The organism is Hydrogenophaga sp. (assembly GCF_026125785.1).
GTDB lineage: Bacteria > Pseudomonadota > Gammaproteobacteria > Burkholderiales > Burkholderiaceae_C > Hydrogenophaga.
In genome coordinates, this window is record NZ_JAHCKL010000003.1 from 122,380 (window position 1) to 139,285 (window position 16,906).

General features: G+C 65.6%; 16 protein-coding genes. 13 read left to right on the top strand and 3 right to left on the bottom strand.

Annotated elements, in window-relative coordinates; genetic code table 11:
• Window position 1: 1 nt before the first annotated feature.
• The 3 genes from KIT53_RS04575 to KIT53_RS04585 form a co-directional block, all read right to left on the bottom strand.
• Window positions 2-901: an ABC transporter permease gene (locus KIT53_RS04575; RefSeq protein ID WP_297748952.1), complete on the bottom strand. Its 900-nt coding sequence runs from the start codon at window positions 899-901 to the stop codon at window positions 2-4.
• 46 nt (window positions 902-947) lie between these two features.
• Window positions 948-2,231 (bottom strand): extracellular solute-binding protein, encoded by a 1,284-nt coding sequence (locus tag KIT53_RS04580; RefSeq protein ID WP_297748341.1) that lies wholly within the window; start codon window positions 2,229-2,231, stop codon window positions 948-950.
• 71 nt (window positions 2,232-2,302) lie between these two features.
• The gene (locus KIT53_RS04585; protein WP_297748344.1) at window positions 2,303-3,316 is read right to left on the bottom strand and encodes an ABC transporter ATP-binding protein; all 1,014 of its coding nucleotides are present in this window, start codon (window positions 3,314-3,316) and stop codon (window positions 2,303-2,305) included.
• Between the two features lie 195 nt (window positions 3,317-3,511).
• On the opposite strand from KIT53_RS04585, the gene dapF reads away from it, so the two are divergent.
• From dapF to KIT53_RS04650, 13 genes are all read left to right on the top strand, one after another.
• On the top strand, window positions 3,512-4,405 hold the full coding sequence (gene dapF / locus KIT53_RS04590; protein WP_297748347.1) for a diaminopimelate epimerase: 894 nt from the start codon (window positions 3,512-3,514) through the stop codon (window positions 4,403-4,405).
• A 17-nt stretch (window positions 4,406-4,422) separates the two neighbouring features.
• A complete protein-coding gene (locus KIT53_RS04595; RefSeq protein WP_297748350.1) occupies window positions 4,423-5,103 on the top strand; it encodes a DUF484 family protein in 681 nt (226 codons plus the stop codon).
• Window positions 5,103-6,101: a tyrosine recombinase XerC gene (locus KIT53_RS04600; RefSeq protein WP_297748353.1), complete on the top strand. Its 999-nt coding sequence runs from the start codon at window positions 5,103-5,105 to the stop codon at window positions 6,099-6,101. Before KIT53_RS04595 ends, KIT53_RS04600 begins: the two co-directional genes overlap by 1 nt.
• A 92-nt stretch (window positions 6,102-6,193) precedes the next feature.
• The gene (locus tag KIT53_RS04605) at window positions 6,194-6,634 is read left to right on the top strand and encodes a DsrE family protein (RefSeq protein WP_297748356.1); all 441 of its coding nucleotides are present in this window, start codon (window positions 6,194-6,196) and stop codon (window positions 6,632-6,634) included.
• A gap of 80 nt (window positions 6,635-6,714) precedes the next feature.
• On the top strand, window positions 6,715-7,779 hold the full coding sequence (locus tag KIT53_RS04610; RefSeq protein WP_297748359.1) for a GTP-binding protein: 1,065 nt from the start codon (window positions 6,715-6,717) through the stop codon (window positions 7,777-7,779).
• A 279-nt stretch (window positions 7,780-8,058) separates the two neighbouring features.
• Window positions 8,059-9,165, top strand: coding sequence for an RNA polymerase-binding protein DksA (dksA, locus tag KIT53_RS04615; RefSeq protein WP_366521893.1), 1,107 nt, complete (start codon window positions 8,059-8,061; stop codon window positions 9,163-9,165).
• A 39-nt stretch (window positions 9,166-9,204) separates the two neighbouring features.
• Entirely contained in the window at window positions 9,205-11,094 is a 1,890-nt protein-coding gene (locus tag KIT53_RS04620; protein ID WP_297748363.1) for an STAS domain-containing protein, read from the top strand.
• 95 nt (window positions 11,095-11,189) lie between these two features.
• Window positions 11,190-11,735: an ATP-dependent protease subunit HslV gene (hslV, locus tag KIT53_RS04625; RefSeq protein WP_297748366.1), complete on the top strand. Its 546-nt coding sequence runs from the start codon at window positions 11,190-11,192 to the stop codon at window positions 11,733-11,735.
• Between the two features lie 76 nt (window positions 11,736-11,811).
• A complete protein-coding gene (gene hslU, locus KIT53_RS04630) occupies window positions 11,812-13,149 on the top strand; it encodes an ATP-dependent protease ATPase subunit HslU (RefSeq protein ID WP_297748369.1) in 1,338 nt (445 codons plus the stop codon).
• 311 nt (window positions 13,150-13,460) lie between these two features.
• The gene (mraZ, locus tag KIT53_RS04635) at window positions 13,461-13,886 is read left to right on the top strand and encodes a division/cell wall cluster transcriptional repressor MraZ (protein ID WP_297748959.1); all 426 of its coding nucleotides are present in this window, start codon (window positions 13,461-13,463) and stop codon (window positions 13,884-13,886) included.
• A gap of 8 nt (window positions 13,887-13,894) precedes the next feature.
• Window positions 13,895-14,818, top strand: a complete 924-nt coding sequence (rsmH, locus tag KIT53_RS04640; RefSeq protein ID WP_297748962.1) for a 16S rRNA (cytosine(1402)-N(4))-methyltransferase RsmH — start codon at window positions 13,895-13,897, stop codon at window positions 14,816-14,818.
• The gene (gene ftsL, locus KIT53_RS04645; protein WP_297748372.1) at window positions 14,815-15,132 is read left to right on the top strand and encodes a cell division protein FtsL; all 318 of its coding nucleotides are present in this window, start codon (window positions 14,815-14,817) and stop codon (window positions 15,130-15,132) included. The genes rsmH and ftsL overlap by 4 nt, the downstream gene beginning before the upstream one ends.
• The gene (locus KIT53_RS04650) at window positions 15,129-16,862 is read left to right on the top strand and encodes a penicillin-binding protein 2 (protein WP_297748375.1); all 1,734 of its coding nucleotides are present in this window, start codon (window positions 15,129-15,131) and stop codon (window positions 16,860-16,862) included. Before ftsL ends, KIT53_RS04650 begins: the two co-directional genes overlap by 4 nt.
• Window positions 16,863-16,906 lie beyond the last annotated feature (44 nt).

Sequence of the window (16,906 nt, forward strand, 5' to 3'; positions counted from 1 at the left end):
TTCAGAGCTCCTTTCTGATGTCGACCAGGCGCGTGAGCCCCCAGATGATCATCAGCACCACGGCCAGCAGGATCACCGCGTTGGCCGCGGCCAGCGGAAACTGCAGGTAGGAGGTCTGCACCTGGATGATCTTGCCCACCGAGGCGATCTGCTGGCCGCCCATCACGCCGATGGTGACGAAGTCGCCCATGACGATGGTGATCACGAAGATGGAGCCGATGATGATGCCGGTCTTGCACAGAGGAACGATCACGTTCCACAGCGTCTGCCAGCCGGAGGCGCCGCTGTCGCTGGCGGCTTCGAGCAGGCTGCGGTCTATGCGCATCATGCTGTTGAAGATCGGCACGATCATGAACATGGTGTAGAGGTGCACGAAGGCCAGCACCACGGAGAAGTCGGAGAACAGCAGCCACTCCACCGGCTCGTCGACCACGCCCAGACCCATGAGGCCCTGGTTGACCAGGCCATGGCGGCCCAGCAGCGGCACCCAGGAGATCATTCGGATCACGTTGGACGTCCAGAACGGCACCGTGCACAGCACGAACAGCAGCGTCTGCATGCCGGGCGAACGCACGTGAAAGGCCAGGAAATACGCCACCGCGAAGCCCAGCACCAGCGTGATCAGCCAGACCAGGAAGCTGAACTTCAGCGTGGACAGGTAGGTCGAGAGGGTGACGCAGAAGTCGCCATGGTCGGTCAGCGCCGAACAGCCCTCGAAGACCGAGACATAGTTGCGCAGTGTGAACGCCGGGATCAGTTCGTACTCGTTGAAGTCCCAGAAGCTGACCATCACGATCAGCGCCAGCGGGATCAGGAAGAACAGCACGAACACCAGCGTGAACGGCGCGGCCTGCCACCAGGCCGGCACCGTGCGCGCGGGGCCCTGCGTGGCCGGCGCCATGCGTGGGTTGGACGTGCTGCTCATGGGCGCGGCGCGGGTCAGGCCGTCAGGCCGCCACAAACTCGTTCCACTTCCGCACCATGTACTCGTTCTCGTCCATCACCGCGTTCCAGCAGGCGATGCCGCCCATGCGCTGCTCGTAGCTGCCGCCGTCGCGCACCGCGCCTGCCTTGGCCAGCACGTCGCCGTTGGGGCTCTTGATGTCCTGCGAGGCGGGCTTGCCCTCCATCCAGTAGGCCCACTCGTAGGCGTCCATCTTGGCCTTGGCCGTGTCCAGCACGGCGCTGTAGTAGCCCTGGCGGTTGAGGTAGGCGCCGGCCCAGCCGTCGAGGAACCAGTTGATGAACTCGTAGGCGCCATCCAGCTTCTTGCCGTTGAGCGTGGCGGGCACGCCGAAGCCGGCGGCCCAGGCGCGGTAGCCTTCCTTGAGCGGCTGGAACACGCAGTCGATGCCCTTGGTGCGCACGGCGGTCACGGCCGGGCTCCACATGGACTGGATCACCACCTCGCCCGAGGCCATGAGGTTGACCGACTCGTTGAAGTCCTTCCACAGCGCGCGGAACTGGCCGGCCTTCTTGGCTTCGATCAGGGTCTTGATCGTCAGGTCGATCTCGGCCTTGCTCATGTTGCCCTTGTCCTTGTACTTGTGGATGCCCATGGCTTCCACCACCATGGCCGCGTCCATGATGCCGATCGAAGGAATGTTCAGGATGGCGGCCTTGCCCTTGAACTGCGGGTTCAGCAGCTCGGCCCAGGAACTGATCGGGCGCTTGATCAGGTCGGGGCGGATGCCCAGCGTGTCGGCGTTGTACACGGTGGGGATGAGCGTCATGTACTGCGTGGGCGTCGCGGAGAATTTCTTGCTCTTCTCGCTCTCCAGGAACATCACCTTCTTGGGCGCCGTGCCCTGGTCGCCCACGGCCTTGCCGGCGATCTCACCCTTGGTGAAGAGCGGGGTGATCTTGTCGGCGTTCTTGATCTTTCTGGTGTCGATGCCCTTGAGGTTGCCGGTGGGCACGATCTTCTTGAGCGAGAAGTACTCGGTGTCGATCAGGTCGAAGCTGTTGGGCGCGGTCACGGCGCGCTTGGTCACGTCGTCCGTGGTCACGGCGACGTACTGGATCTCGATGCCGGTGTCGGCCTTGAATTTCTCTGCAATGGCCTTGTCCTGGTTCACCGCGGTGCCCAGGTAGCGCAGCACGATCTTCTCCTGGGCGTGCACGAAGGGGGCAACGCCGCTGGCCAGGATGCCGGCCGTGCCTTGCAGCAGGCTGCGTCGGCTCAGGCCCGTCTGGGTGGAAAAAGTGGGTTCGAGTTCGGTTTTCGACATGGCGAATCTCCAGCGGTTCGGGTGGTGGGAGGAATGAAAAAAGAAGGAAGGAAAACGCGGGTGGTGGTGATTCAGCCCGCGAAGCTGTGTGCCTGCCAGGCCGCCCAGCTCAGGCTCACACGATCGCCGGGGGCATAGGGCCGCTCGGTGAACCGGGATTCGGGCAGCATCACGGAGATGCTCTCACCGCCGCCCTCGCTGAGGTGCAGGCCCAGCAGCACATACGTGCCCTGGTACTCGACGTCGTTCACCGTCGCGGGCCAGCCGTTCGCCCCGCTGTCCAGCGGAGCGACATGGATGTGGTCGTTGCGCACAGCCACCTTGCCCTGCGTGGTCTGCAGCACGTTGTGGCCGCCCATGAAGCGCGCCACGAATTCGGTGGCCGGCCGGTTGTAGACCTCGTGCGGCGAGCCGATCTGCTCGATACGCCCCTGGTTCATCACCACCATGGTGTCGGCCAGTGCCATGGCCTCTTCCTGGGAATGCGTGACGTGGATGAAGGTCAGGCCGAGTTCCTTCTGCCAGCGCCGCAATTCGGCGCGCATCTGGATGCGCAGGAAGGGGTCGAGGGCGGACAGCGGCTCGTCCAGCAGCAGCACGCGGGGTTGCGTGATGAGCGCACGGGCCAGGGCCACCCTCTGCTGCTGGCCGCCGGAGAGTTCGCCCGGCTTGCGCTGCGCCAGATGTCCCATGGCCACACGCTCCAGCAGGTCCTGCGCCTGGCGGTGGCGGGCCTCGCGCGCCATGCCCTTCATCTTCAGGCTGAAGGCCACGTTGTCCAGTGCCGAGAGGTGCGGGAAAAGCGCGAAGCTCTGGAACATCATCGCTGTGCCGCGTTCGGCCGCCGGCAGGTCCGTGATGTTGCGGTTCTCCATCAGGATGTCGCCGCTGGTGGTGCTCTCGTGCCCTGCGATCATGCGCAGCGTGGTGCTCTTGCCGCAGCCCGAGGGCCCGAGCAGGCAGCAGTAGCTGCCGCTGGCGATGCGCAGGTGTATGCCGTCCACCGCCACGCTGCCGGCGGCGTACTGCTTGGTCAGCGCAACGAGTTCGATGCCAGCGGCCTGGGAGGCGGCGGAAGTGTTCATGCCGCTCGCTGATTGCATAAGCTGTGCCAGGGCTTTTGTACGCAATCTGGAGCAGATTGCGTACAAAAAGGCACCTTGCCTGTGCGCATGGGCACCTCAGGCCGGGTTGGATGGCCAAGGTGGTGCGCCTGCGCCGGGCGACCTCGGTGCTCGCGCCAGCGCGGTGCGCACCGTGCTGGGCGGATAATCCGCACCATGCACATCCGATTCACCAAGATGCAGGGCGCGGGCAACGATTTCGTGGTGCTCGACGAGACCCGCGGTCGGCTGGGCCTGAGCGCGGCCCAGTACCGCTTCCTGGCCGACCGCCATTTCGGTGTGGGTGCCGACCAGATCCTGAGCGTGCGTCCCTCTCCAGGCCCCGGGCTGGACTTCGAATACGCCATCCACAACGCCGATGGCGGCGAGGTGGAGCATTGCGGCAACGGGGCGCGCTGCTTTGTGCGCTTCGTGCACGACAAAGGCCTGAGCCAGCGCAACCCGCTGCGGGTGAAGGTGGTCAATGGCGAACTGGAACTGCGCATGCACCCCGATGGGCGCGTCACCGTGGACATGGGCCCGCCCGTTTTCGCGCTGGACCGCGTGCCCTTCAAGAACGACGGCCTGCGCCCCGAGCCGATGGGCGGCTTCGAGCGCTGGCCTTTGGCGCTGCCCTACGCGGGCGACGTGCTGGTGGCTGTCCTGTCCATGGGCAATCCGCACGCGGTGTTGCTGGTGGACGATGTCGACACCGCCTCTGTCCAGGCCTGGGGGCCGTGGATGGAAGCGCACGAGCGCTTTCCCCAGCGGGTCAATGCCGGTTTTCTGCAGGTGGTCAGCCGCAGCGAAGTGCGCCTGCGCGTCTACGAGCGCGGCGCGGGCGAAACGCTGGCTTGCGGCACCGGCGCCTGCGCCGCGGTGGTGTCGGGCATTCGCCTGGGCCTGCTGGACGCGAAGGTCGATGTGCACACCCGTGGTGGCGTGCTCACCATCGAGTGGCACGACAGCCCGCAGCACGACCAGCCGGTCTCCATGACCGGGCCGGCGACCTCCGTCTTCGAGGGCGAGATCGAGGTGCCCGACCACCTGGCGGATCCGGCCGCGTCCTGAAGGTAAAGTGCTCGACCATGAACCCGAACCAGATTCCCCCCATCACCGAAGACGACATTGCCAATTACCTGGTCAACACCCCCGACTTCTTCGAGCGGCAGGCCGGCTTGCTGGCGTCCGTGCAGCTCACCAGCCCGCATGGACAGCGCGCCGTGAGCCTGCAGGAGCGCCAGGCGGAGATGCTGCGCGAGAAGATCCGTGTGCTGGAGCTCAGGGCGGCGGAGATGATTCGTCATGGCCATGAAAACACCACCATCGCCGACAAGCTGCAGCGCTGGACCCGTGCCCTGCTGCTCACGCGCGATGCCCGCGACCTGCCCGCGGTGGTGACGGGCGAGATCGCCGAGCAGTTCATGGTGCCCCAGGTCGCCATCAAGGTCTGGGACGTTGCCTCCGCTTATGCCGCCGAGGGCTTCGCCCAGGGCGCCAGCGAGGACATCTTGGCGTTCGCGTCCTCGCTCACGCGGCCCTATTGCGGCAGCAACCCCGGGCTGGAAGCGGCCCAGTGGCTGGACGACCCGGCGTCGGCTGCGTCGCTGGCGCTGATTCCGCTGCGGGTGGGCATGGCGCCGCAGGCCTTTGGGCTGCTGGTGCTCGCGTCTGCCGACGCGCAGCGCTTCGCCGCCGACATGGGCACCGATTTCCTGGAGCGCATTGGCGAACTGGCCAGTGCCGCGCTTTCGCGCCTGCGGCCCTGATGGAGACAGCCGGCACCCGCGCCGATGACGCCACGCTGGTGCGGGCCTACCTGGAGCATGTCCGGGTGGAGAAACGGCTGGCCGAGCGCACCGTGGCGCTCTACACACTGGACCTGGACAAGCTGTCGACCCTGGCGCGCGAGGCCCGCATCGGGCTGACCGCGGTGCAGCCCCCGCATATCCGCCGCTGGGTGGCGGGCATGCATGCCGCCGGACGCAGTGCACGCGGCATCGCGCTCATTCTCTCGGGTTGGCGCGGCTTCTACATCTGGCTGGGACGCCAGGGCATCGTTGGCCACAACCCGGTGCAGGACGTGCGTGCGCCCAAAGCCGGCAAGCCCCTGCCCAAGGCCTTGGGTGTGGACGAGGCCGTACAGCTGGCCTCGCACCACGAGACCGCCGATCACCCGGCGCTGGAGGCGCGCGACGCCTGCATCACCGAGCTGCTGTATGGCTGTGGCCTGCGCATCGGCGAACTGGTGGGGCTGGATCTGGCGGCCAGCGCCACTGCGCGCGGCTGGATCGACCGGCAGGAGGGCGAGGCCCATGTGCTGGGCAAGGGGGCCAAGCGGCGCAGCGTGCCCGTGGGGCGCCAGGCCCTGCAGGCCCTGGCCCGCTGGCTGGAACTGCGCGGCGATTGGGCGCGCGACGACCCGGCGCTGTTCATTGGCTCGCGCGGGCAACGCCTCACGCCGCAGCACATCCGGCTGCGGCTGCGCCGCCGCTCGCGGCTCGCGGGGCTGGCCACGCCGGTGCACCCGCACATGCTCCGGCACTCCTTTGCCAGCCATGTGCTGCAGTCCAGCGGCGATCTGCGCGCCGTGCAGGAACTGCTGGGCCACGCCAACATCAGCACCACGCAGGTCTACACCCGGCTGGACTTCCAGCACCTGGCCAAGGCCTACGACGCCGCCCACCCCCGTGCCCATGCCCGTGATGGCGCCGCTGTGCCGGGCGCCCCGGCTCCAGCGGTTGGTACCAGGCGGTCCAAGGGTTGAGAGGCCCCTGGGGCCGTCCGAAGGGGACATTGCCTGTAGGATGCGGGCTCGTTTTTCGCCCAAGCCGCCCCCCGAACACCCTGGAGACCCTGATGACCAAGATCCTCGCAGCCCTCAAGACCCTGTTGCTGGGCGCCGTGATGGCCGTGTCCCTTCAGGCGCACGCCCAGGCCCAGGCACCCATCAAGGTGGTCTACCACATGAGCGAGGGCATTGCGCAGGCCTCGCGCGCGGTGAATAACATCCGCAACCACCTGGCGGCCGACCCGACGGCCAAGATCGTCGTGGTCACCCACGGCGCTGGCATCGATTTCCTGCTGGACGGTGCCACCAACGCCAACGGGCAATCCTTTGCCGGCGCCATCGGCGACCTCTCGGCCAAAGGCGTGGGTTTCTTCGTCTGCAACAACACCCTGGTCTCGCGCAACATAGACCCCGCCAAGGTGGCGATGGAGGCCAAGATCGTGCCCTCCGGTGTGGCCGAAGTCGCCCGGCTGCAGGCGCGCGAAGGCTACGTCTACCTGCGCCCCTGAGCCCAGGGGCGTCACAGGGCTCGCATACACTTGCCCGTCGCCCCGGTCGCCAGTTCATCTGTCTTTCCCCTGCATCCGCCATGTCCTTGATTCCCGCCACCATCCTCACAGGCTTCCTCGGTTCGGGAAAGACCACCTTGCTTAAACGTGTGCTTACCGAGGCTCACGGTCAGAAGATCGCCGTGGTGGAGAACGAGTTCGGCGAGGAAAACATCGACAACGAGATCCTGGTGGCCGACACCACCGAGAACATCATCCAGATGAGCAACGGCTGCATCTGTTGCACCATCCGCGACGATTTGCGTGCCACGCTGCAGGACCTGGCGCAGAAGAAGCGCAAGGGAGAGCTCGATTTCGAGCGCGTGGTGATCGAGACCACCGGGCTGGCCGACCCTGGGCCGGTGGCCCAGACCTTCTTCATGGACGACGAAGTGGCCGAGCAGTACCTGCTGGACTCCATCCTCACCCTGGTGGACGCAAAGCATGCGGTCGACCAATTGAACGACCGCCAGGAAGCCCGCCGCCAGGTCGGGTTTGCCGACCAGATCTTCATCAGCAAGGCCGACCTGGTCAGCCAGGATGAGCTGGATGCGCTGGTGCACCGCCTCAAGCACATGAACCCGCGCGCGCCCATGCGCCCTGTGCACTTCGGCGAAGTCGCCCTCAAGGAGGTGTTCGATCTGCGTGGCTTCAACCTGAATGCCAAGCTGGACATCGATCCGGATTTCCTCAGCGCCGATGACCATGATCACGCGCACCATGGGCACGATCATGACCATCAGCACGGCGAGCACTGCGACCACCCCTCGCACCAGCACCATGGGCATGGGCACCACCATCACCACGACGACGACGTCAAGAGCTTCGTCTACCGTGCCACGCGGCCCTTCAGCCCGGCCAAGCTGGAGGACTTCCTGGGCGCCATCGTGCAGGTCTACGGCCCACGCATGCTGCGTTACAAAGGGGTGCTGCACATGGAGGGCACCGAGCGCAAGGTGATCTTCCAGGGCGTGCACCAGCTCATGGGCAGCGATCTGGGGCCGGTGTGGGCCGAAGGCGAACCGCGGGTGAGCAAGATGGTGTTCATCGGCATCGACCTTCCTCGGGACATCCTGGTCCAGGGGCTGGACCAGAGCCTGGCCTGAACCGGCCGCCTCTCCGTGTTGTTTGTCTCGCTTCTCCAACGTCTGGGCTTCCCCGGCGGACAGGAATCCGGGGCGCCAGGGGCAGTCTCGTTACAATCCCGGCCCAAGTCGGCAGGCCGGCGGTCTGCCCCGCTCGACACCGCTCCACGTCCAGGAAAGCCTGGCGATGGGGGTATAACAACGAATCCGTCGGTCAGGCCGGCCCGCCGTGATGCCTCTCGGGGTAGCGTCGCCCCGTCCCCAGATCCCGCATCGTCAGGTACACAGAGGAGATCCGTTGTGAAAGCCCCGGCAACCAGGACAGCGAAATCAGGCAAGCCCGCCGCATCGGGCGCCAAGGCACGCGCGACGGTGGCCCGCAAGACCGCGACGACAGCCAAGGTGCCGGCCAAGGCCGCCGCCAAGCAGCCTCCTGCGAAGAAGACCCCTGCCAAGAAGGTTCCGGTGAAGGCGACGCCGCTGAAACCCGCCCCGAAGAAGGCGCCCGAAAAGAAGCCTGTGGCCAAACCTGCGGCGAAAGTGACCAAGGCCGTTGCCAAGCCCACCACCAAGGCAGCGGTTGGCAAGAAGGCCGCGCCGCCGACGCGCAAGGTGGTTCCCGTACCCAAAGCGCCGGCAAAGGCCAAGGCGGTGAAAACCGTCAAGGCCACGCCGCCCAAGCCGGTGGGGAAGGCCGCTGTGGCTCCCGTGCCCCGGCCGGTAGCCAAGTCGGCCGTTGCCAGACCGACGCCTCCCGTGCCCGTGGCACCTGCCGCCCCGGTGGTGGTGGAAGCCACGCGCCCCCTGGGCAAGCGCGCCGCCAAGAAGGTCATGCTCGAGCAGATGACCCAGGCGGCCGTGGTGCCCACCCATGCCCCCGATGCCGCCAAGGCCACTTTTTCCCAAATGAACGAACGTGCCGTCATGACCCCACCCGTTCCCTCCACGATCCAGAAGGATCCCAAGCGCGCCAACAACTGGAAGACCCTGCCGGTCGAGCAGTGGACTGACCAGGACGTGCTGGCCATGCCCGACAGCGAGTACATGAACGACCTTCAGCTCGCCTTTTTCCGTCGCAAGCTCCAGCAGCTCAAGTCCGACATGCTGGCCAACGCTGGCGAGACCACCGAGCATCTGCGGGAGGACACGGTGGTCGTCCCCGACCCCGCCGACCGCGCCACGATCGAGGAAGAGCACGCGCTGGAGCTGCGCACGCGCGACCGTGAACGCAAGCTGCTCAAGAAGATCGAACAGGCGATTGCCCGCATCGACTCCGGCGACTACGGCTACTGCGAAGAGACCGGAGAACCGATTGGCGTGGGGCGCCTCATGGCCCGGCCTACCGCCAGTCTGTCCCTGGAGGCGCAGCAGCGTCGCGAGCTCAAGCAGAAGATGTTCGGCGACTGAGCCCGCTTTTTCAACGACCCCACCCCGCACCGATCTCTCATGGCCAAGGACGATTCCAACGGCGGCTTCCTGTCGAAGGTGGTGAAGTTCGTTCGCCACCCGACCACGAGCTGGGCCGATCTGGATACCCGCTCGGCCGACCGCGAGAGCGAGTACAGCAAGGCTGCGCTCAAGGAAATGATCGAGCGCAAGCGCCGCAACGATTTCGTGCGCAAGCGCGAGTTCGACATGCTGCGCAAGATCCGCAGCCGCGAAGGCACCCCCGGCGAAGGACAGGGTGTGCGGCCTTCGTTCTTCCAGAGCAGCCTGCCCTCCAAGCCGGACGACCGGGCCGAGACGCTCAAGAAGATCGACGAGATCGAAGCCCAGATGTCGATGCAGTGGTGGAAGACCAAGGGCCCCGACTCCCTGGTGAGCACCGGCTCCGGCCTCAATACTGCGCCACATGGCCCGAGCAGCGGCCCGCCCAGCAAGAAGGACGACAGTGCCGTGCCTGCCACGCCGGATCCTCTGGTCCGGCAGCGCAAGGCGCAGTACGACGAGACCGAACCCGGCCCCTTGCCCGGGCCGCCGGGTTCTACGCCCTCTGAAATACAGGCCTTGGACCGCTCGATGCAGGACACCGTGCCCGCCAGTGCGCCCATGCCTCTGCGCAAAGCCTGGTCGCCGTCGCGCGAGCGCGAACTGGCTGCGGACCTGCCAATGGCACCGGCCTCCTTGCCGGCGCCTCTGGTGCGCACGGGTCTCATGGCACCCACCTCGCTGCGGCAGTCTGGCAGTCCCGTCTCGCGCTTCTCGGCGTCGCACTACTATGCGTTGGACGTGCAGGAGATTGCCCAGGATCCCGAAGTGGAGGAGGCCGCCATCCGGTTCGCCAACGGCGACGACGCCGGCGCCGAACAAGGCCTGCTCGAGGTGCTGGCCGATGGCGGCACCAAGGCCGACCAACAGGAAGACTGGCTCGCGCTGTTCGATCTGTACCGCGCCACCGGCCAACTGGCACCGTTCGAAAGCCGCGCGGTGGATTTCGTCAACCGGTTCGACCGCTCCGCGCCGCAGTGGTACGACATGCCCGACGCCGTGTCCCGCCTCACCGGTCGCGTGTACACGCCTTCGACCGGTCAGAACCGGGCGATCTGGGTCAGCGAGCCCGAACTCGACGCGCATGCCGTAGGGACTTTGCAGAACGTCCTGCTGCGTGCGCAGCAACCCTGGGTGCTGGACTGGACCCCGCTGGAGGCCATGGATCTCAAGGCTGCGCGGGCGTTGCTGGGCATCTTCACGCTCTGGGGCGACCAGGACGTCGAGCTGCGCTTTCAGGGGGCCAGTGCCTTCCGCGATCTGCTCAAGGCGCAGACGCAGTCGGGACGCCGCGATGTGGAACAGCTCTGGTGGGAGCTGCGCATGGCGGTTCTGCGCGTCATGAACCGCCCCGATGAATTCGAGCTCACCGCCCTGGATTTCTGCGTGACCTATGAGGTTTCGCCGCCCGGCTGGGAGAAGCCGCGTTGCCACTACCTGTCCGTCGCCATCGACAAGCCCGGTGAGGCGGGCCAGTCGGTGCTGGGTGAATCGGTGCTGGAGCAGGTCGCTTCGGGCTATCCCGGTGCCGAGTCCGTGCTCGACAGCCAAGGCACGGAGTCCAACCAGATCGGCTTGGTCGAGCTTTCGGGCGAGATCCGGGGTGATCCGCAGGCCACGCTGGAAGCCCTGGAGCGCAAGCTCAAGGGGGCGGACGTGTTCATCATTTCCTGCCGCCACCTGATCCGGGTGGATTTCTCCGCCGCGGGCACCTTGCTCAACTGGGTCTCCGGCCACCATGCCGAAGGCCGCATGGTGCAGTTCGTGGACGCCCACCGGCTGGTGTCGGCGTTCTTCCACGTCATCGGCATCACCGAGTACGCCAAGGTCGTCGTGCGCGTCGACTGAACGGTGGCGGGCGGCTGCCGCTGCCGATACGAATCCTTGCAAGGCGGCGCCGCGAGGCGCTTGCAATCCTTTCTTCAGCCCCCAGTTCAGAAGCCATGGAATCTTTTCACGGAACCACCATTGTCTGCGTGCGCCGTCAGACCCCGCAAGGCGTGCAGGTGGCGATCGGCGGCGACGGGCAGGTGACGCTGGGCCACATCGTCGTCAAAGGCACGGCCCGCAAGGTGCGCAAGCTGTACCGCGACCAGGTGCTGGCCGGGTTTGCCGGTGCCACCGCCGATGCCTTCACACTGTTCGAACGCTTTGAGGCCAAGCTGGAGAAGCACCAAGGACATCTCGCGCGCGCGGCGATCGAACTCACCCGCGACTGGCGCACCGACCGCGTGCTGCGCCGCCTGGAGGCCATGCTCGCCGTGGCCGATCACAGCGCTTCGCTCATCATCACCGGCAATGGCGATGTGCTGGAGCCTGAGCATGGCATCGTCGCCATCGGCTCCGGCGGCGCGTATGCCCAGGCCGCGGCCAAGGCCCTGATCGACCATACCGATCTGAGTGCCGAAGACGTGGTGCGTCGTTCGCTGGCCATTGCTGGCGAGCTGTGCATCTACACCAACATGAACCACACCATCGAAGTGCTGTGAGGCGAGGTTGCACGTTGGGCGTTCAACGTTCAGCGTGAAGACGCGCCCAAGGCTCATCACCCAACGCCCAACGACCATGTCTTCCATGACGCCCCAGGAGATCGTCTCCGAACTCGACCGCTTCATCATTGGCCAGAAAGGCGCCAAACGTGCCGTGGCCATTGCCCTGCGCAACCGCTGGCGGCGCCAGCACGTCGAGGAAAAGCTGCGGCCCGAGATCACGCCCAAGAACATCCTCATGATCGGCCCCACCGGCGTTGGCAAGACGGAGATCGCGCGCCGTCTGGCGCGCCTGGCCGATGCGCCTTTCATCAAGGTCGAGGCCACCAAGTTCACCGAGGTGGGCTATGTGGGCAAGGACGTGGACAGCATCATCCGCGACCTGGCCGAAGTCGCCATCAAGCAAACACGTGAAATCGAGATGCGCAAGCACCGCACTCGGGCCGAGGATGCCGCGGAAGACCGCATCCTCGACATCCTCATTCCACCGCCGCGCAGCATGGCTGCGGAACCGGCCAGTGTCGTGTCCAGTGCAGAAGGTGCCGCGCGGCAGAACTTTCGCAAACGCCTGCGCGAGGGTGCGCTGGACGACCGCGAGATCGAGATCGATCTGACCGAGGCCCGTCCGTCCATGGAGATCATGGGGCCGGCCGGCATGGAGGAAATGGCCGAGCAGTTGCGCGGCATGTTCAGTCAGCTCAATGCCGGCAAGAAGCAGACCCGTCGGCTGCGCATCGCCGAAGCGATGAAGCTCCTGATCGATGAGGAAGCGGCCAAGCTGGTCAATGAGGAAGAGATCCGATCCAGGGCGCTGCACAACGCCGAACAGAACGGCATCGTGTTCATCGACGAGATCGACAAGGTCACCTCGCGTGCCGAATCCGGCAGCGCAGAGGTCTCTCGCCAGGGCGTGCAGCGGGACCTGCTGCCCCTGGTGGAGGGCACCGCCGTGTCCACCAAGTACGGTGTGATCAAGACCGACCACATCCTCTTCATCGCCAGTGGTGCCTTCCACCTGGCCAAGCCCAGCGACCTCATTCCCGAGCTGCAGGGACGCTTTCCCATCCGGGTGGAGTTGCAATCGCTGTCGGTCGATGACTTCGAGGCCATACTGACCCAGACGCACGCTTCCCTGGTGCGCCAGTACCAGGCCCTGCTCGCGACGGAGGGCGTGACGGTCGAGTTCGCGGCCGATGGCATCCGCCGCCTGGCGCAGATCGCCTGCGAAGTGAATGAGCGTACCGAGAACATCGGTGCGCGCCGCCTTGCCACCGTGATGGAGCACCTGCTCGATGAGGTGAGCTTCAACGCCGCCCATCTGCACGGACAAACCTTGACCATCGATGCCGCCTACGTCGATGGCCGGCTGGGTGAACTCAGCCGCGACGAGGACCTTTCGCGCTTCATTCTCTGAAGCCGCGCGGCCAGGCCGTCAGGTCTGGCTGATCTGTGCGATTTTTCACGCTTTCCGTGCCGCACCCATGGCGGGTGGCGGCATGCCTGCGCTCGCGCGACACATCAGGGTTCTCAACCAACACATTCAGAGGCCTTTGTAAGTGCTTGCTTTTACTGCACTTTTACAGTGCATAGATTCTCTGAATGCGTTCTAAGTGGTTGATTTCATTGAAAAAAACTGTAGCCGCGGCTTGCACGCAAGGCTTTTCCTGCTAAAGTGGGGAAAAGTGCAATTAAGTGGTGAAAAGTGTTTTTCAGGGTTTGATCACGGTGTTCCAGGGCGCCTCATCTCTCAGTCTCGATGCCAAGGGTCGGCTGTCCGTGCCGACCCGGCACCGTGACGCCCTGGGCGCTCGCGAGAACCAGGTCACCATCACCAAACACCCGCATGGCTGCCTCATGGTCTTCCCGCGTGAGGCGTGGGAGGCGTTCCGTGACCGCATCGCGGCGTTGCCGATGTCTGCTCAATGGTGGAAGCGTATTTTCCTGGGCAATGCCATGGATGTGGACATGGATGCCTCCGGCCGTCTGCTGATTTCGCCCGAGTTGCGCGCCGCCGCAGGCATCACCAAGGACGCGGTGTTGCTGGGGATGGGTGCCTACCTGGAGCTCTGGGATGCGCCCACCTACGAGGCGCGGGAAGCCGAAGCCATGAAGGCGGACATGCCGGATGTCTTCAATGACTTCTCTTTCTGAGGACGATGGTGCAAGCGACATGGATTCACCACACCGTCCTGTTGAACGAAGCCGTGCAGGCATTGGCGATCAACCCGGACGGACACTACGTCGACGCCACTTTCGGTCGCGGCGGGCACTCGCGTCTGGTGTTGGAGCACCTGTCGCCGCAAGGCCATCTGACCGCCTTCGACAAGGATCCACAGGCGGTGGCGGTGGCGCAGGAACTGGCGGCCAGCGATGGCCGCTTTTCCATTCGCCACGAGGGCTTCGCGAACCTGGCTGCGCTGGGTGTGGCCAGCGTGGACGGCGTGTTGATGGATCTTGGCGTGAGCTCGCCGCAGATCGACGACCCCTCGCGGGGATTTTCCTTTCGCCACGACGGTCCGCTGGACATGCGCATGGACACCACGCGTGGCCAGAGCGTGGCGCAATGGCTGGAGACAGCCGACGTACCAACCCTGTCGGAGGTCATCCGTGACTATGGCGAAGAACGGTTTGCTCAATCGATTGCAAAGGCGATTGATCGTCGCCGACAGGAACGGGGCGCTTTTCGAACCACCGGCGAGCTGGCCGAAGTCGTGGCTGGCGCGGTCAAAACCCGCGAGCCGGGCAAGGACCCTGCAACGCGCACATTTCAGGCTTTTCGGATTTTCATCAACGCCGAGCTTGAAGAGCTGCAACAGGCGCTAGAGGCGAGTCTGCAGGTATTGCGCCCAGGAGGAAAACTGGTGGTCATCAGCTTCCATTCGCTCGAAGACCGCATCGTCAAGCGGTTCATGGCGGCGCACTCCCGCGCCGTGGTGGATCGCCGGGTGCCTTTTGCGGAGCCGTCGCCGATGGCCCTGCGCGCGCCGTCGAGGGTGATGCCTTCGGAGGCCGAGGTGGCCGCCAATCCGCGCGCGCGCAGCGCGGTGATGCGGGTGGCCGAGCGCACGGAGGTCCGCGCATGATCCGGCTGAATCTGGTGTTGCTGGCGGCGGTGATCGCGAGCGCGTTCTATCTGGTGCACACGCAGTACGAGTCTCGCCGCCTGTACACCGCGCTGGACCGCGCCCAGGCGCAGTCGCGCAAGCTGGACGCCGAGCACGAGCAACTGCAGGTGCAGAAGCGCGCGCAGGCCACGCCGGCACGGGTGCAGATGCTGGCGTCGCGCCAGTTGCAGATGCGCCCGGTCACGCCAGGCATCACGCAGTACGTCACGGTGTTCGAGGCGCAGCCTCAGCCCGCAACGCCGTCCAACCCGCCGCAGCGTCGCACGCCATGAGCCGCAGCATCAACTATTCCGCGAGCCCCCTGCTGGCCAGCCGCACGCCGGTGTGGCGCAGCAAGTTCATCGTCGCTGCGCTGGCGGTGGCGTTCGCGGGCCTGGCTGGGCGGGCTGCCTATGTGCAGGTGTTCGGCAATGACTTCTTCCAGCGCCAGGGAGAGGTGCGGTTTGCCCGCACGCTGGAGTTGCCCGCCAACCGGGGCCGCGTGCTCGATCGCAATGGCCTGATTCTGGCCTCCAGCGTGGTGGCACAGAGCATCTGGGCCATCCCTGAAGACGTGGACCGCAACGAGCCCAAGCTGCGGCAGCTCGCCAAGCTGCTGGACATGCCCGTCGCCGATCTGCGCAAGCGGCTGGCCAACGAGGACAAGACCTTCGTCTGGATCAAGCGCCAGGTGGATGAGCCGGTGGCCAAGGACATCGCCGCCTTGAACATCAAAGGGATCTACCAGCGGCGTGAGTACAAGCGTGAGTACCCAGAAGGCGAAGCGGCCGCCCACGTGGTCGGCTTCACCAACGTGGAAGACATTGGCCAGGAAGGCGTGGAACTGGCGTTCAACCGGCAGCTCGCGGGCAAGAGCGGTTCGCGCCGGGTGATCAAGGACCGCCTGGGTCGTGTGGTGGAGGACGTGCGCGACGTGGTGCCGCCGGTGGATGGGCCTGACCTGCAGTTGTCCATTGACAGCAAGGTGCAGTACTTCGCCTACCAGAAGCTGCGTGACGCGGTGCTGGCCCACAAGGCCAAGGCCGGCAGCGTGATCGTGATCGACACGCTGACCGGCGAGGTCCTGGCGCTGGCCAACTACCCCAGCTACAACCCGAACAGGCGCCAGAACCTCAGTGGTGAGCAACTGCGCAACCGTGTGTTGACCGACAGCTTCGAGCCGGGGTCGACCATGAAGCCCTTCGTCGTCGGTCTGGCGCTCGACAAGGGGTTGGTCACGCCGAACACGCCGATCAACACCGCACCAGGGCGCATCACCATCGGCGGCTCGACCATCAGCGACACGCACCCCAACGACGTGCTGACGGTGTCGCAGGTGATCCAGAAGTCGAGCAACGTGGGCACGGTCAAGATGGCCATGCAGATGAGCCCGCGCGAGATGTGGGAAACCTATGCCCAGGCGGGCTTTGGCCAGAAGCCGCTGGTGCCATTCCCTGGCGCGGTCGCGGGCCGCTTGCGCCCTTACAAGAACTGGCGGCCGATCGAACAGGCCACCATGAGCTATGGCTACGGGCTCTCGACTTCGCTGTTCCAGCTCGCGCATGCCTATACCGTCTTTGCGCGCGATGGCGAGCTGATTCCGCTGACGCTGGAGCGCTCTCCCGATCCAGTGGCGGGCGTTCGGGTGTTCAGCGCAAAGAATGCGGTCGCCGTGCGCCAGATGCTGGGCCTGGCCGCCGGGCCGGGTGGCACTGGCTCGCGGGCGCAGACCATGGGCTATTCGGTGGGCGGCAAGAGCGGTACCGCGCGCAAGCAGGAAGGCAAGGGCTACGCCGATCGCAAGTACAGGAGCTGGTTCGTGGGCCTGGCGCCGGTGGAACAGCCGCGCATCGTGGTGGCGGTGATGGTGGACGAGCCCAGCAATGGGGTGTTCTATGGCGGCGTGGTCGCCGCACCCGTGTTCAGCGAGACGGTGCAGCAGACGCTGCGCATCCTGGGTGTGCAGCCGGACATGAATGTCAAGCCACAGATCGTGAGCGATGTGGTGGAGGAGTCGTTCTGATGTGGCGCTCCTTTGTCGCTCGTCCGCTTTGTCCGGGAGGCGCC